11 protein-coding genes are annotated in these 16,804 nt (G+C 48.0%); 3 read left to right on the forward strand and 8 right to left on the reverse strand.

Annotated features, from left to right (window positions below):
* Positions 1-214 precede the first annotated feature (214 nt).
* The 4 genes from V7051_RS01795 to V7051_RS01810 form a co-directional block, all read right to left on the reverse strand.
* Positions 215-1,285: a tetratricopeptide repeat protein gene (locus V7051_RS01795; RefSeq protein ID WP_333873175.1), complete on the reverse strand. Its 1,071-nt coding sequence runs from the start codon at positions 1,283-1,285 to the stop codon at positions 215-217.
* The gene (locus tag V7051_RS01800) at positions 1,269-2,525 is read right to left on the reverse strand and encodes a glycosyltransferase family 4 protein (RefSeq protein WP_333873176.1); all 1,257 of its coding nucleotides are present in this window, start codon (positions 2,523-2,525) and stop codon (positions 1,269-1,271) included. Before V7051_RS01800 ends, V7051_RS01795 begins: the two co-directional genes overlap by 17 nt.
* Entirely contained in the window at positions 2,500-5,178 is a 2,679-nt protein-coding gene (locus V7051_RS01805; RefSeq protein ID WP_333873177.1) for a glycosyltransferase family 2 protein, read from the reverse strand. Before V7051_RS01805 ends, V7051_RS01800 begins: the two co-directional genes overlap by 26 nt.
* 73 nt (positions 5,179-5,251) lie before the next feature.
* Complete coding sequence (locus V7051_RS01810) at positions 5,252-6,271, reverse strand: hypothetical protein (protein WP_333873178.1); 1,020 nt, start codon at positions 6,269-6,271, stop codon at positions 5,252-5,254.
* Positions 6,272-7,227: 956 nt separating this feature from the next.
* Here V7051_RS01810 and V7051_RS01815 point away from each other — a divergent pair.
* The 3 genes from V7051_RS01815 (at position 7,228) to V7051_RS01825 (ending at position 9,911) form a co-directional block, all read left to right on the forward strand.
* A complete protein-coding gene (locus tag V7051_RS01815) occupies positions 7,228-7,389 on the forward strand; it encodes a hypothetical protein (protein ID WP_334181110.1) in 162 nt (53 codons plus the stop codon).
* 176 nt (positions 7,390-7,565) lie between these two features.
* The gene (locus V7051_RS01820) at positions 7,566-8,036 is read left to right on the forward strand and encodes a hypothetical protein (RefSeq protein WP_333873179.1); all 471 of its coding nucleotides are present in this window, start codon (positions 7,566-7,568) and stop codon (positions 8,034-8,036) included.
* Positions 8,037-8,339: 303 nt separating this feature from the next.
* Entirely contained in the window at positions 8,340-9,911 is a 1,572-nt protein-coding gene (locus tag V7051_RS01825) for a glycosyltransferase (protein WP_333873180.1), read from the forward strand.
* Here the strand turns inward: V7051_RS01825 and V7051_RS01830 are convergent.
* The 4 genes from V7051_RS01830 to V7051_RS01845 form a co-directional block, all read right to left on the reverse strand.
* Positions 9,892-10,569, reverse strand: a complete 678-nt coding sequence (locus V7051_RS01830; RefSeq protein WP_333873181.1) for an acetyltransferase — start codon at positions 10,567-10,569, stop codon at positions 9,892-9,894. The two genes, V7051_RS01825 and V7051_RS01830, sit on opposite strands and share 20 nt — an antisense overlap.
* Positions 10,566-11,414 (reverse strand): 3-keto-5-aminohexanoate cleavage protein, encoded by an 849-nt coding sequence (locus V7051_RS01835; RefSeq protein ID WP_333873196.1) that lies wholly within the window; start codon positions 11,412-11,414, stop codon positions 10,566-10,568. The genes V7051_RS01830 and V7051_RS01835 overlap by 4 nt, the downstream gene beginning before the upstream one ends.
* Entirely contained in the window at positions 11,414-12,949 is a 1,536-nt protein-coding gene (locus V7051_RS01840; protein WP_333873182.1) for a class I SAM-dependent methyltransferase, read from the reverse strand. Before V7051_RS01840 ends, V7051_RS01835 begins: the two co-directional genes overlap by 1 nt.
* Before the next feature lie 186 nt (positions 12,950-13,135).
* Positions 13,136-16,243, reverse strand: coding sequence for a beta strand repeat-containing protein (locus V7051_RS01845; protein ID WP_333873183.1), 3,108 nt, complete (start codon positions 16,241-16,243; stop codon positions 13,136-13,138).
* Positions 16,244-16,804 lie beyond the last annotated feature (561 nt).

The raw sequence follows: 16,804 nt of genomic DNA on the forward strand, positions 1-16,804 counted from the left end.
GATTTCTGTAGGCTTGTGATACTGACTAAAGTTGATATATTTCAATAAGAAATAACAACCAATATTCTCATATATTTTGTAATACAAGATTACGATTTAATCGCGCTAACCTCTCCTAATACACATAAATAACATTATCTTCCACTTCTTTTCTTTGTGACCTACATCGAATTCAACAGGTCTAAGCCTTGCAATCGCTCCCGTTATGCACCCACTACTTATTTTTTAATGGAGCTGTCTTAATTACTTTAGCCCCGCCGTTTTTTTCTTTAACCGTATTGATTTTTTTGGTCACCGACTTAGCTCTAGTTTTTTTAGCAACAGGCTTAACCAACGCCAGCAATTCCTTCAGATTTTGCTGAGCATCCGGATATCCGGGACGAATTTTCAAGGCTTGCTCTAAGCTGGCTTGCGCACCGACCATGTCGCCCATTGTACGTAACAAATTACCTAGGTTATTATGAGCTTCAGGCATGTTGGGATTAATTTGTAGCGCTTGTCGATAGGCTGCAATCGCCTCTGTCGCACGGTTTAGATTCTTAAACGCTACGCCCAAGTTACAAAATGCGGCGGCATACTTAGGATCGAGATTGATGGCACGACGGTGAAAAGTGATGGCTTTTTCAAATTCGCCTTTTTGTTGAAAGAGCATACCCAAAGTATTGTGATATTCAGCCACTTCGGGTTGCATAATAATCGCTTGCTGGATAAAAGGCATGGCGGCCTGAAGATCGCCCTGCGCTCTTAGTGCATTCCCTACTCCGTGCTGGGCGCGATCGCTGTCAGGATTTAGCTGCAAGGCCGCTTTATAGGCCTTGATTGCTTCGTTCAGTTGTCCGTTTGCCTGATTTTTTTGCGCCTGAATTAGCAATTGGTCAAATGTGGTGGCCGCCGCACCGGACAGTTGAGCGATCCGTAGCTTTAATGCTTCGCTCGGGCTGATATTATCGGCTTGAGTAAAAAAAACCAACGCCTGATCGAAGTGTCCCAATTGTTGCAGAGCAAGCCCAATTTGAGCGGGTATTTCCGCAATAGTGGCTTTGTCTAATTTGGACTGCTCTTTAGTACTGCTGGATTGAACAGCGGCCCAGATAGTTTGCAGTATTTGTAAAGCTTTAGCGCTTTCGCCGGTATAGTTGTAAACCATGGCGAGTCCCATTTGCGCCGCTGCATTATTTGGCTCAATGCGCAAGGCTTCGTTATACAGTTTGCCCGCATCGCCGAAGTCTAAGGTTTGTAATTTAGTTGAAGCTTGTTTAAGCAAGGTTTCAAAGGACTTGTTCATAGGATGTCTTCTGTTGTTCCCGCAAACTGCATAGCAGATCGAGATGCTGAGGATAAATTACGGTGTTAAAATCGTAGCGTGTTTGTATGGTAAGCCTTGCTGCTTGGCGCATAGCATCATAATCGCGCGGCTGTGCTAATGCATTGGTCGTCAGAGCCGACAAGGCATTTGTGTCAAAAAACGGGAATAATAGGCCATTGTTGCCGTGACTGATGACTTCTTTAACGGGCTCGGTATCGGAACCTATCACCAGGCAACCGGCCGACATGGCCTCAAGCATTGACCAAGACAGAATGAAAGGATAGGTCAAGTACACATGCACTCGTGAAACTTGCAACACCTTAATGTAGTCGCCAAAATCCAGCAGCCCGGTAAAGTGGATGCGGTTCATATCAAGCTTTCCTTCCTGCTCTTTCAGGCACTTTATGCGCCAACTATCATCTTGTTGCGGTGCAGGGCCGTAGCTGGGAGCATCTTGCCCCACTATAACGACCTGACAATCGGGACGTTCTTTTAATATCAGGGGCAAAGCTCGCATCAACTGGTGAAATCCGCGATAAGGTTCAAGACTACGACTAACAAAGGTAAGAACCTCGTCGCCGGCATGAAGCACTGTGCCATTCGGCAACCTGAAACTGGCCTGAGCATTCGGCCGAGCAACCTCAGTATCGACGCCTTCATGTAGACATTCTAAACGATGCTGATATGCCTCCGGGTAACGGCTTCTTTGCCAAGCGGTTGGACTAATCCCTATATCGAACGATTCTAGCGCAAGATGCTGAATACTGTTGAGCGTTCGCACCCGGAAGATGTCATCGAAGGACAGCGGAAACTCCGGATCAAAGCCGAGGTCGGAGCCACGCGGACGATAGTAATATTCAAACAAAGAAATAATAAGCGCATTCGGGAACAGATCTTTGAGATAAAGACCATCCCCCCAGCCCGGATGAATATAAATGACGTCGAATTCTATGCCTTGATGCTTGAGTGGTAGCAGAGTACGAACCACCTGCTGTCCTCGCCTTACACCGGCCTCAAGACTTTTTACGTAAGGATGAGTGGATTCACCGGCAGCTTCAGGTGCCGGATAGGATAGAGGGGTTACACCGGGCAGTTCGAACGAAGGCATCCAACTCTGATCGCCCAAAGTATAAATGCGAACGCCTTGCTCTTGCGCTAGCGCGCCGACAAGCCTACGAAATTGACCGGGAAAGTTAGGGTGCACAAAAAGAACGTCCAACGTGCTCCTCCACAATTTGCTGTAAAATGATTGCAATCTTTTTTAATTGCTTTTCTTTGATCTCTACTTTACGCCGTATTGCAACAACATGATCGAAATGCTCGGGGAGATGTTCATCGGCTAACCATAATTCGTCAACCAAGGCCAGATCGGAGATTTTAATTGTTTCCGAGGCATCAAGCAGCCAAACAATGTTGACAGCCCCTTCCCTACGATCAAAATGAGGCAATGGCTTTTCGGATTGACCATATAGGGTAATGATAACATCCGCCACTTTAGATAGATTGTGCCATTGATCTGCATCCACTTGCGTCACCAGTACTCCATGCTGCTTGAATCCGGCTCTTATCTTTTTTGCCGCTGCGTTCAAAGAGGAATCGGAAACTCGCAGCAATACACGCAAAAGCTTGGAATTCAGCAGTGGACCCAGCGGAACTTCGGACGAACTTATAGTCGGCACTAAATTGAACGGCATTAACTTGGTAAATTTACTTGCCAGTTCCTCATTACCGCACAGATGGGTGTCAAAATGATCTAAACAAGGGCTTTTCATCCATTGATACAGCAACTGCTCGTCATCAATAAAACACGCCGTTCTCAAATCGCCACGCAAATGCTTGAGATTACGCAGATCGAATAACGGAGTGAATGAAATCAGTAAGTGCAAGCGCCCAGTGTCGTTCCAACTTTTTTCCTGAGAGAGAAATACGCATTCGGTATCGGGATAAAGGGATAGCAGACTCTCAGCCAGCCTAACCGCTGGAATTAATTGAGCATCTGAAACACCACTATCTTGAACAACAAATCCGATGGTCAATACTTCATTGGTGAGCTGTTTATCTCCACTAATAAGACTCTGCCACCAAGCGCGCTTGATCCACAATCCAAGCTGTCTGGCTAATCGTGTCTGATTGCTCTGCTGTCTATCGAAAACCGCCGGCTCACGTCCTGTCAAGCGAGTGTAGCCATGTCGGTGCAAGGCTACGAGATCGTTACGGCTGATGATCCGCCGACCTGTCCGTTGATGTAGACGCAGACAAAACTCAACATCTTCATAACCGTAGAAATAGTTTTCATCAAAGCCTCCTAGCCCTAAAAACTCATCCCTGCGGCACAACATCACTGCACCGGTCACGGCCGGAACCTCTTGAGGAGCAAATTGAACTTCAGACATTCCTTGTTCGAGAGTAGCTTCATAAGGCCAATATTGGCCATCCACCAATGTAAATCTTACCCCCAGATGTTGCACTTCCACATTCGACAACGACATATTTTTATCTTTGGCAGACTCTGTTTTTAATAGTTTAAGCCCCACTACCCCTACTTTGGGGTCTTGCATAGTCTGTACAAGAGCAGGCAATACATCATGCTGCCAAACAATGTCATTATTGAGGAATAGCACGAATTTACCGCGCGCCAACTTCGCGCCACGGTTACAAGATGCCGAGAAAGAATCATTGGTGTCCAGTGCCACTATATGAAGCGGCAGACGACTTTCCCATTGATTGAGAACTAACAAACTGTCGTCACTAGAGCTGTGATCGATAACAATAATTTCAACCGACATACTGTTATGCCGGGACCAGCTTTGAAACAATGTTTCCAGACAGTCAGCGCCATTGCGATTGAGTATGACCACCGATACAACAGGAACCGTTTGACTACGTTCCACCGCGTCATAGCAGGACTGCAATGTAGTAGCCTGCCCTAAACGCATGAGCACTTGATTTAAACTGCGTCCTCTTTGCGGATGGATGTATTTCAGGGATTTAGGCTCTAGTAAGGTCCCATCACGCCGGCATTGAATGCTGAAAGTATGAGTCACTCCATCCTTGACTGTAACTGGAAGATCTATGTGAAACCCTGCAATTCCCACCTCTTCGGGCAACAATCCAAGGTGTGCAGCGATATCGTAACGGCGAATATTGGGACGAATGCTTTTTAAAGGCAAGCCATCTATCACTAGGACTAGATTCAGTGTTTCCAAAAAATTCGATGCATTCAACGCCCATCCTCGAATCCCTTGATAGTCCACTGCTTCAAGTTGCCCAACTGGTTTGAATGACTCTTCGCCACCCTGTTCCCTGAGTGGCACGCCTCGGCATTGGTAAACAGGCTTTACCAAATCGCATAGCTGGGTCTGGCTGACTTTGAAGTATGCCGCTGAACGGAATTCGGAGCGATTAAATGAATTGGCAGAAGTAAGCTTAATTGACCGAACTTGCCCGTTATCATCAACAACATCGACATCCGGCAAGTTATCATTTTCTGTTAAGTCTCTAAAACCTACCCAACCCTCAATAAATCCTTGCCCGTTCAAACCCACTTCGCCGCAGTTGTCTCCATGGCACCACCTCACACTTGATTGCAAAGCGGCACTGATAGGACGCCAATCAATAATTTTGACAGTCAGTTGATGAGGAAATCCATCCAAAGCCTGGACAGGAAGAGGTAAGACAAAACCACAGTCCGTTGTCGGCGGCACGGCAAACGAATAGAATTCGTCAATTACCGAATACCCAGTCAATCCATCCGCAAGAACGGAGCCGTCAATAGATAAAGAAACCTTTAGCGATGGTCTTAGCGAATCAAATGCCCATCCATACACAAACCCGCCAACTACCAATAATGACGAGATCTGTTTGGAAATCATTCTAATCCGGTAAGCAGAAGAAAAATCTGAAATATAGCCCTCCAATCAAAGGAGGGCTTTTCAACTTGAAGAATTAATTACCCGGAGTAATAGTAAACTGAATCATATCAGCCAATACTTGGTTACCTGAAACTCCGGTCAAAGTAATTGATGCCGTCGGACCAAAATTGTAGGTTGTTGAGCCACCGCTAGTATCCACACTCGTTATAAGTGAAGCTAACTGATTAATATTAGTGACGCCTGGGATAGAGAAAGCCAACCTATCATTACCTGGAGTAAAATCAGTCACGGTATAGTGACCTGTTGAGTTAAATCCAAACAGATTATTACCGCTTCCGCCAACCAAGGTATCGGAACCGCCGCCACCAACCAAGGTATCGGCGCCAGCCCCCCCCACAATTCTTTGATTAGCATTATCACCAACAACCAGACCCCCGGTATCGCCTCGCAGCTCTACTGAGCCAGATCCCACAATAACTGAACGCGGTATATTTTCCAAGACGAGAGTCTGGTTACTAGATAGCCCAGTTGTATTGACGGCAACTATATTAGTCAAACCTGGTGTTGAGCCACTGCCTTGGCCGTTAATCACCACCTCGCCTGAACCTGAATTGCCGGTATTATCGACAATGTTCACCAACCGAACGGTAACGCTTTGTCCGTCACCCGCTCCATTGGTCACTATGGTAGCAGCATTCTGAAGTGAGTTACGCTGATCATTTACAGTGCTGTCGGTACTGGTCGAAGGAAGCGCAGAATTAATGAGCGAGTTAAAATAAGTTCCGGCCCCGGATGCATTAGTAGTGTCGGCCAAGCCTTGTAAAATTAATCCCGTGCCCGCCGGCAATGACACATCGGCAACAAAGTTTCCGCTATTTACAGTACCAATAACCAAACTTGTCGACGGAACCAACGCGCTAACAAACTGCCCATCAGCCGCATTGCCTTGAACCAATGTAGTTCCGCCTACATTTGTCACAGAAGCCGATGTATTCGAAGTGTCGATATTGGAAAGAACAGTCGTTAAAATATCTTTTGTGCTTTGCCCAAGCGTACTACTATCTTGGATTGCACCTGTTTGAGAATCTGCCATAACAACAACCCATACTAATTAATAAAAAACAAAAGATAGCCCGCATTACGAGAAACAAATAGACAAACTCTGCGCAGCCCATTGCGACGAGCTACTGCCAAGATATTCATTACTGCCCCATATCGGCCTGATTACTATAATTCGTAAAAAATACTACGTAAATATACTAGCAAGTAAACGAAAAACAGTCAATCTCCAGCCTCTTCCAGTACTAAATGAGTCTGATAACCGTTTAAATCTCGTTCATGATAAAAAATAAAATCTATCATGTACATAAAAGACCTCAATAGCATAGAACAACTGGCACAGTTTTTAGCCGGCAGCCAATCCGTCGTCTTTTTGGTCGCTAGTAGCGCAGATAAGTGTTATCGAGGCATACTGGTTAAATTCAGATACCCGTATCTAAATAAACCCTCGAAGGGTGTTGTGGTGCGTTTTCTGGTTAAAATCACCGGTTATTCGAGGCAATAGATCACACGGCTGATCTGGTAGTACTGTGATACCGGAAAGAAACCGGGGAGTCGCTATTTTTGCGAAAGCTTTTATGGGCCTCCCAGCCCAACAAGCGGCAAAAATTACGCGACCGCTAATGCCTGCGGCTGCCCCAGCCGTCCTGGTCACTCGATCGCTACCCAACAAGGGGTAGCTCACATGCTCTCCAATGACTCGACGCGATTTCGGAAAGCCTGCATTTTCACTTCGCAAGCTGCGTGAAAACACATGCACTATCGCTTCTGGGGACTACTCGACTCCTGTCTCGCAGCGGATGAACGGCATAACCCCTCAGCGGGCCAACCACTAAAAAACTTTGCGAACGTATCCATAAACTTTTAAGCAAAGCCAATACCAACGCTTAATGGGCATATCCGTAGCACATCTGTACAATCTCATAAAATCAACAACCTATCCGCGGCAACGCTACACTTTTGAGAAGACCTGCCCCAAGGCCGCGCTTATTGGACAACGAAAAAAGCCGCGAGCCCAATGGTGAGCCGGGCTATATTCGGATTAATGCGGTTCATCAGGGCGATCAGGATAAACAAAAAGGCGTCTATCATATTAATGGTGACCCAATTCGAAGTGGTGTGTGGTTGAGAAAATCAGCGAACAGTATTTGATGACGGTTATAAAACAGCTTTTGGACTGTTTTCCCTTTGTTATTCAAGGCTTCCATTCAGAAAATAGCTCGGAATACATTAACTAGAAAGTAACTGCAAAAGCTACTGGTAGAATTTACAAATCCCGCTCCAGACAGACCAATGACAACGCTTTAGTTGAAAGTAAAAATGGCTCCGTGATCAGGAAACCTTTTGGTTATGCGCATATCCCACAACGCTGGGCATCTTTAATCAACCCGTTCAATCATGAAACCGTGTTTCCATATATCAATTTCCATCGCCCTTGTTTCTTCCCAAGGACTATAACTGACAGCAAGAGCAAAGATAAGAAATTCTATCTCTATAACTGTATGATGACGCCTTATGACAAATTGAAATCCTTAGAAAATACCAAAACCTATTTGAAACTTGACATCAAATTTGAAGTATTGGATACAATGGCTATTAGCCAAACCGATGATCAGGCAGCTGAACAACTACAAAAAGAACGCTGTAAATTATTTAAAACCATTAATGAAACGAGACTTAAAAAGCTGCTGAGTTATCGGGATTTAGCTCATCCTTCAGACTCATTTTTCTACTGGAAAATGCTCTTCCATCCTGATAGCGCGATTACCCTACCAGCCAATAGAATGGCTATTTACTGATGAAGATCCACGAATTACAGTTACAGGATGTTATCTAATAGCATAACACTAAGTTCTGTTGACGTTTCACCAATCCGGCAGACTCGATCATTTTAAGCAGCATGAACTGGATAAATTTAAATGATGAAGTATTGGAACTTAAAGAAATTAGCAACAAGAGGTTAAATGTATGTTCGGCAAGCTCAAACACTATCACAGAATTGCCACTCGATATGAAAAGAAGATTATTAATTACATGGGAATGTTGTCATTCTCATCATACTTTTATGGCTGAGATGAAACATCAACAGAACCTAGGTTGCCATGAGCGAAATTGATTTCAACATAATGCTGCTGCGCGATGCGACAGCACAAACTATCGCGAGCCCCGGCGCGAGTCATTGCTGGCACCGACTGAAGGACTATTATCTACAAGCCGATAACGAGTCCATCAAAAAAGAGCTGATAGAGCATTTAATGCTGCAAACACCGGATGAGAGCGTGGCAGGATTCCTGCGCTCCACTTGGTTAGCCTCGATGCTGAATGATGATACTCGCCTTGCAGAAGCAGGTCGGATTCTGCTGAACATTGTACCATTTGACCCTGACCGACAGGTCGCGTTTCTATCGTATGCCTGGGCTCGTATATTGAGCCACGCAAATAATAGAACGGCATTTGTACAGGCAATTCGTGACGCATTTTTCCCGGACATTTTACATAAATTGGGACAACATTTGACCCAGCAGACCGCCACACGCCCTGTTGCTCGACATGTTGAACGGATTCGAAAAATTGCCATAATTATTCCTTACTTAAGCACCTATCCTCATGCCCCAACAGCAATGGCATTACATCAAGCGCGCATCCTGATGGAACAGGGCATAGAAGTCGCCCTGTTTTCCTGCCTCGATCTTGCTGTCCCTGGTATGACGCATTTACTCGGAGCCGGGGAATCCACCACAATGGGGGCGTTTGATTCAGCAAAATGGGGCTCACAATGCCCACATGGCATTGCGATATACCAAGGTCTTGAATGCTTTTCAGTGATGGCCCGATGGGTGGATATGCTGCCGCACATCGCTTCATTTGACCCTGATCTGGTAATGTCAGTAGGATTTTATTCGCCGATTGTGGCTCCGCTATTCGAAGCACGCCCTGTGCTGGGGCTGAACATCCATTCTGTTGCACCGCTTGATCCATGTGACGTCTGGCTCTGCGCATCGCAGGAAGATGCCGGTAAAGCTCAGGCGACATGGGATAGCCGTCTAACCAATAGCATCGGCTGGCACCACCCTTACCGAATCAAGCGTAAGCCTTCAACATCTGCACTGTCACGCCAAGACCTTGCCTTGCCGGAAGCCGCGTTAGTTTTGATCAGCATTGGCTATCGATTGGAAAAAGAAATTACCGGAGCATGGGCCACACGTATGGTTGAACTGCTCAACAACCCCCTCATTATATGGCTGCTGATCGGCGGCCAAGGCAAGATGCCGCCTGCATTGGAGCAGGCGCCTGCACAGCAAATTCGGGTATTATGCGAGCATGGCGATATGCCTGCCGTGCTGCAATGCTGCGATATTTATGTCAATCCGCCGCGTATGGGTGGAGGTTTCAGCGCTGCGGAAGCAATGGCGGAAGCATTACCGATAGTCACCTATGCCGATTCCGATGTCGGTTGCAAAGTGGGTAGCTCAGCAGCCATCAACGAAACCGAGTATTTTTCAAGGCTTGCCGCATTAATTGCCAGTAAAGATATGCGAAAGCAAGAGGGAAGCGCAATGCAAACGCTCTTTTCAACCACACTTGACCTTGACAAGTCCGGGCCTAGCTTACTTGCTGCCTGCGATTTCGCAGTGCAGCGTTTTACTCAGCGCACTACGCCAGTAGTTTTTTAAACTTGGCAGGAATGCCGACCACCAGCACGTTTGCAGGCACGTCGGCGATCACCACCGCACCTGCGCCGATGAAAGCATTATCCCCAACCACCAACCGCTCTATTAACGTCGCGCCAATCGCTACAGTGGCGCCACGACCAATATGTGATAGCCCTCCCAGATTGCTACCTGGCTGGATGCGCGAAAATGCGCCAATGTGCGTATCATGTCCAATAGTTACGCCGCGGTTAATAAAAACATGCTCGGCCAATCGAGCGCCCGGACCGACAACGCTGTTAGCGCCTATGAATACACCTTCGGCAAGTGTTGCCAGCGGCGATACGTAAGCGCTGGGATGGATCAGCGTATGAAAATGCAAGCCGAAGCGCTCTTTTAATTTATTTGCCAGAACAACGCGTGTCGGTGTGGTTGGCCCCAACAAGTATAGCTCCCCCGAGGCCGGCTTGAAGTTATCAAGATATTCGACCGTAGGCGCCACACAGATACCTTCCAGCGCCGTAAGCCGAGCTGCCAAGCTGATATCTCGTTCGCCGGTTTCTTCCGGCAGATCAATGACAATCTTGCTCAGTGCAATTTTGTTGGCATAGGCACAGTCGAACAGGTCGGACAAAATATTGCTTACACCGAAAATAACGAGCCGTTGCGGGGTGACGTTCATTGAAAGCTATCCAGCTCCAGCATTGTTCGTACTGCTTGCGGAGTTGCAATCGCTCGATCCAGCGCTCCGGCTTGGTTTACCACTCGCTGCACCAATTGTACATTGGTAGCAAGTTGCGTACGCGCTGCATCCAACCACAAATTATCTTCTAAACCGACCCGCACACCATTTCCCATTACGACGCCCAGTGCATTGGCGCGGGCTTGGAAGCGTCCGATGCCAGCCAACGCCCAGATTGACTGTGGCGGCAGGTCGCTAATGATGGCGGCCAAATGCAGCAAAGTGGCCTGGGCGGTGCTGGGGTTACCAAGCAGAATATTGAAGTAGAACGGCGGCGTGATCAGACCTTTGTCTATCAGGATTTTCGCAAAGTTGACCATACCGGTATCGAATACTTCCAACTCCGGCTTGATGCCACGCTCCTGCATAATCTTCGCAAGCAGGATGATTGTCTTAGGATCGTTGACGCTGGCGCTGGTAGCAAAATTCATCGAGCCCAGAGTTAGACTTGCCATATCGGGTTTGAAACAACCATTCAAGTAAAGAGCGGCCGAGCGACGCTCGACTTCGCTTACCACTCGACCGGACGTAGAAACGACAATAACCATTTCCGGATTGCCAGCGCGAATCGCGCCGATGATTTCTTCGTAAACAGCAGGGTCTTCTGTCGGCACGCCGTCTTTATCGCGCGCATGAATATGCACCATCGATGCACCCAGCGCAGCGCAGCCGGCTACATCCGCCGCAATTTCTTGCGTCGAAAGGGGCACATATTGCGATTGTGCACGCGTGGGAACCATACCCGTCGGCGCAAGATTAATAATCAGAGGCCGCAAACTCTCCATCAAGCAATCTGCAACGCTTTCAATATCGGCAGCTGCTTCTCGGCAAAAATCTGTGCCTGCTCAGTCAGCTCTGCCAAGTTATCCTCCGGACTCTCCAAGGCCTTACCTTCTTTAATAATTTTTTGCCCCTGCGACGCAAGAATCTGCCACACCAACTGCGCCCATTCTATCGGCTGCTTTCTACCCTGTCTAATCGCCAGTAGAAACAATTGCTGGAAACGACCCACGGCCACACCGCCACCGGTCACCGGACTTGCCAGGAAGCCGATATCGCTACTGCCTCGCGCTTTGTCGATCAGATATATATTGAGTTTGTCGGTTTGCTTTTTTGCCTTGGAAATCACCGTCTCATCCTGCGCTGCAGCCAAATAGCCCGCACCGGAAAGAACTATGGCGACCTGAACAACATGAGCGAACGTTACACCTTTGTCTTTAACCAAGTGCACAATCTGACTGAGCGTTTTGGGTTTATAGTCGGACAAAATATCAAGCACGGGGTTATAGATCGCTTCCTGCAAGCCTGCCTCACCAATGGCGCCGGTGACTTTAAGAGAAACATCAACGCGCGACTGTAACAAAATTATTTTTTGCAAACCAAGGGCTTCAGCCTGCTCCAATTGAGTGAGCTTTCGAGCGCCTTTGACCCAATAGTCCCTGCGGAACTGCTGATTGACGCAAAAGTCGCGCACCGTTTCGCGGAACATTGCATCCGGGATTTCCCCAAGCAGCTTTTGTTGTTCGGCGGTCAAATTTAAAGCATTGATATGATCGTGATAATGCGCCGAACAGGCATAGTCGAGCTTAGCTGGAATTAGCCATTGCTTCATCCGCGAAAACGACATCGGTAACCAATCACGGTTGAAATATTCGTGGGCAAGATAATTACGATTTTGTTTTTTGATACCTTTGAGCCGGTCAATAACTAATGGGTTAACTTTACTATAGATGGGATTGGTCTCGAACAGCTTGTCAGCAAAATCGAGCGCATCATCAATACGGGAAACAATGCCCTGCCCCGACATCCCCATTACTTCGCTATGCTCGGTCAACAAATCCCGCATCGGAACCATCGCCGCCCAACCCGGCTGAGTGTTGTAACTAATATAAAGCACACCGCCGACTTTCAACTTACGGCGAATGAAGTCGACAATGACCGCTCGGTTCTCGTCGGATATCCAACTCCAAATGCCGTGCAGACCGATGCTATCAAAGTCCGGCAGGTCAGGTCGGTTACAAAAATCGGCAAAGGCTTCGTCGGTGAGATGCGCATTGGCTCCGGAAACCCGCGCTAGAGCTTGAGCAAAACCGGCTTGCGCAGGGTTAAAATCGGTGGCGTGCCATGTACTACCGGAAGCTGCCGCATGAATATTGGCGCTCACGCCCTGACCGTAGCCAAGTTCGCAATGAATTCCCAGTTCAGGAGGCACAAGCCCGGCATTGAGAAAAGCCAGACTGATACGCAGTGGATTGAGTTCGGCGTAGTAGCCGTAGGTGTAGCCAATGTCGGCCACATAGCCGGCGGTCCAGTCACTCATGATTCGTTCTCTTTAATTTTGTATGTTTTTTCTGAGTGCACTCGACGAATACACTCAGAAAAAAACCTCGCTGCCTTGTGAGCAGCGAGGTTTTTGTTTACTGCACCCTCGATAAGCCGAGGGCTGGTTTTATTGCTTTTTCTGACAGATTTCCTTGCGGCGAATCCGCATTACAGCTATACCGCTTTAGACCAGAGTCAAAGTAGCTGTACCTGTGCCAGTTGCAGCACTCAGATCAACCAAACCGGTTAAGGAGATAATCATGTCAGTACCATTGACGAAACTAGCGTTATTACCAGACCCGTCGTGACGGCTCTCAACCAAATAAGTGTTGCCGCTGAATTGGAACCAACCAAATGCACCATCAATAGACGCATTACCACCGGCTTGAACAACTGCGTTGGCGTAATCCTGGAACACTGCTGTCGGTGCAAGTGCTACTTTTGTTGTATTAAAGGTTTCAGTTCCCTTATCCACAAAAGTAATCGCCACACCCGCGTGAGCATCAGTAATAGTGGTATAGGTGTTGACGTTCGAGCCAGCCGCAGTGATCGACACCACATCGGCACCTGTTCCTAAGGTCAAGGTATTCGTGCCTCCGCCTACAGTTACTGTATCCACACCTGTGCCGCCGGTGTAAGTATTGTTACCTGATGTTGCAGTGAAGGCGTTAGCACCGTTACCCAGAGTAACTGTATTGTTACCAGTTGTAGCAATTACAGTATCGGCCCCAGTACCGCCGGTGATAGTGTTGTTACCGCTGCTGACTGTAGCGCTGTTAGTGCCGTCACCCAAGGTAACGACATTTGCCTTACCGTTGGTAGCAGTGAACACGTCATTGCCTGTACCGCCGGTGTAAGTCACTGCACCACCTGTAGCTGCCGATGCGTCAACCGTATTGGCTCCAGCTACGGAACCTTTGACGGTTGCCGCCGCAGCAAGTGCACCGGAAGTCCAAGAAAAGCCGCCCGTCGTAGTGCCGGTAATACCGCTTGCATCGACTGAAGTTAACGCTGTAGACGCTGCAGTCAATGTCAGGCCGGCGTTACCGCTCACAGTGATGGTCTTCGCCGAGTTGCCCAGCACAGTCACGAGGTCGTTAAAGGTGCCTGTTGGAGTTGCTTGGGTATCCGCAGTCGTGATTACAAAGTTTTCGACGCCTGATGCGGTAATCCCGGTGGCGGCAAAAGACACACCCGCTCCGGAACCGTCGGTCAACGCCAAGTTAACGGTATCATTCGTACCTGAGGTGAACGCGGAGGTACTTCCAATCGTGTACTTAGTTCCCGCGCCGGTTAACGCCAAAGTGGCACCAGAACTCAAATTGGCTAATGTCACATCAGTACCACCGCTGGTGGTTACGTAGTTAAAATTACCCAACACTGCCAGATCGATAGTCTTTGTAACAGCAGCACCGGTCAACGTCAGATGCTCAAAGCCTGTTACCAAACCTGCAAATGAAGGCGTACTCGAAGCGGTAGCCGCCGCAGTAGTATCCATCGACAGGGTATCGGTACCCGCGCCGCCGCTGATTGCAGCGGTCGGCACCAAGGCGCCCAAGGTCAGACTGTCATCGCCTGCGCCAAGAGAGATTGCCTTGGTTGCGCCTGTAACCACGGTCACCGTGTCGGCACCGGCGCCGCCGGTGAACGTTGCTTTCGAGCCGTCGATAGTCACTTTCGATGCGCCTGTTGTAGCCGAAGTATCGACAGCAGTCACCTTACTAGCTAGGGTAAAATCAGCGGTCAAACCCGCCGATCCGCTTACAGTAACGGTTTTCAACGCGCCCACCAAACCGGCAGCGGAATTCAGGGTCAAACCTTTGGTGCCCGCGACAGTCAATGTGGCCACAGCACCTGTGGTAATGTTTGACAAAGTCGAATCCGCGCCCGCGGTGGTGACGTTCAGTGTCGTGTAAATATCAGCATCGTCCAGCGTGCCGGCCGTCAAGCCATTGACGGTTAAACCCAGCGTCTTGTTGGTTGGAGTAGTCAGACCGCTATTGTCGATAATTATGTTGCCGGAACCGCCAGTCAAGTTCAAGGTTGTCAGCGCATTGTCACTGATACCCAATGTCGTGTAATTGCTTACCGTGGCAGAAGTGATTGTTCCTGCTTTAGTGGTGCCGCCGTTAACGTCGCTGATAGAGACCGAATTGGCGACAACGCCTGCTTTAGTAAGAGATGCGGTTGCGATTGCCGAGTTATTAATCGTCACTGAAGTGGTAGCAGCGCCGCCTGAGACGTTGACAGCACCATTTGTATGGGTTGTATTGATTGCGTTGGCGGCAGTTTGGGTAATGTTGACAGTCGTGCCGCCCGATACGTTAATAGCCCCCCCTGTGCCGTTGTTGGTTGCGGTTTCGTTGATAACAACAGCGCCGGTTGGAGCGGTTGTTGTACCGACAGTAATCGTACCGTTAGTTGCACCGGTTGACGTTATAGTAACCGAAGAACCGCCGTTTACAGTGATATTGCCGGCAGCTTGGGCTGAATCAGTGACAGTCACCGCAGTAGTCCCTGCAGCGGTAAGGCCAGTACCAGAGCCGCCGATTTCGGATACGGTCAATTGGGTCAGGCCGGTCCAGGAAGAAAGGTCACCGCCTACTGTGCCGCCGGAAGACAGAGTCGCCGTTTGGATATTTGCAACCTTGGTGGTTGGAGAAACAGCGATGGGGTTGGTATCGCTTACGGTCAATGTGTTAGTGCCGGTGCCGCCATCGAGATTGTCCAGCGCAGAAAGCCCACCAATAACCGAAGAATTGAAAGTGTCATTACCGGATCCGCCAGTAAACGTGTCAATACCATTAGTCAGCGTAAAAGTCTGTCCGGCAGGCTGTGTAGAAACCCCACCAAAAGTAGCATTGCCGGTATTGGTAGAGACCGCCGCATAAGCCTCGGCGTTGGCAATTTTAGTGTTATATGTAGTCGCAAAAGTACCGAAAACAGGATCAGCAGTTAATCCGGTAAACAGACTGATTATGTTGTTAACTACGGCGCCGCGCGCGGTATAAGCAACTGCATTCAATTGGCCAACGATATAATCTGTTGCTGAAGTAATCGCCGCTGGATCAGTGATACCCAAGTTGTTAACCAGCTCGGCGGCTACAGCGGTGGTTGCAGCGGTACCAACACTGTTGGTGTAGATGGTGTTCAGGAAAGCATTTACGCTATCAGTGGTTGTGCCAGCTTGGGTAACCAGAGTCCCCATGTCTGTAGAACCGAGTTCCAAGTTATACAGTGCGCCTGCGTTACGCGCAAGAATTGTTCGAGTTGTAACTATTGTAAAAGCCATGTTGGGCTCCTTAAAATTAAATGTTAAAAAGAAACTTTCTGCAAAAAGCCGAGATCAGATTTGATCTGCACTCGATCAAAAGCACGATGGTTTAATGCGCTTGATCCATTACAGTCCTTATCAATAAATTCGGCACCCTGCCATCTTAAATGACTTAGGTCTCCCTTTTCCTAGGTTGGAGCTTAGTCTATCCGATTACAACTCCAAGCCGATGTGATCATGCTCACAACCACTGATATTTATTTCCCGAAGCATTGTGAGATGCATTTTATAATCAAAGTACTCTAACTCTTCCTCGTTTTTAACCCAGTCAAAATCAATGGAATCGTGAACCATAGCTTGGTTCAATCACTGTTTTGCCAATACACTTACAAGAAACAAAGACTCAAGCCTGCGGCTGCACCGATTTCTTCCTAAGCTAAATTTTATATCTAACTCAACAAAATGCAATCAATTAGTATATTTCACTTCGCATTCATTCTATATCTATATGTTTCATAAAAAATAATAATTAATACGAACTACACCTACCCACAGCACGAAGCCCAGCCAAACACTATG

This window comes from Methylobacter sp. (assembly GCF_036845245.1).
Taxonomy (GTDB): Bacteria; Pseudomonadota; Gammaproteobacteria; order Methylococcales; family Methylomonadaceae; genus Methylobacter_A.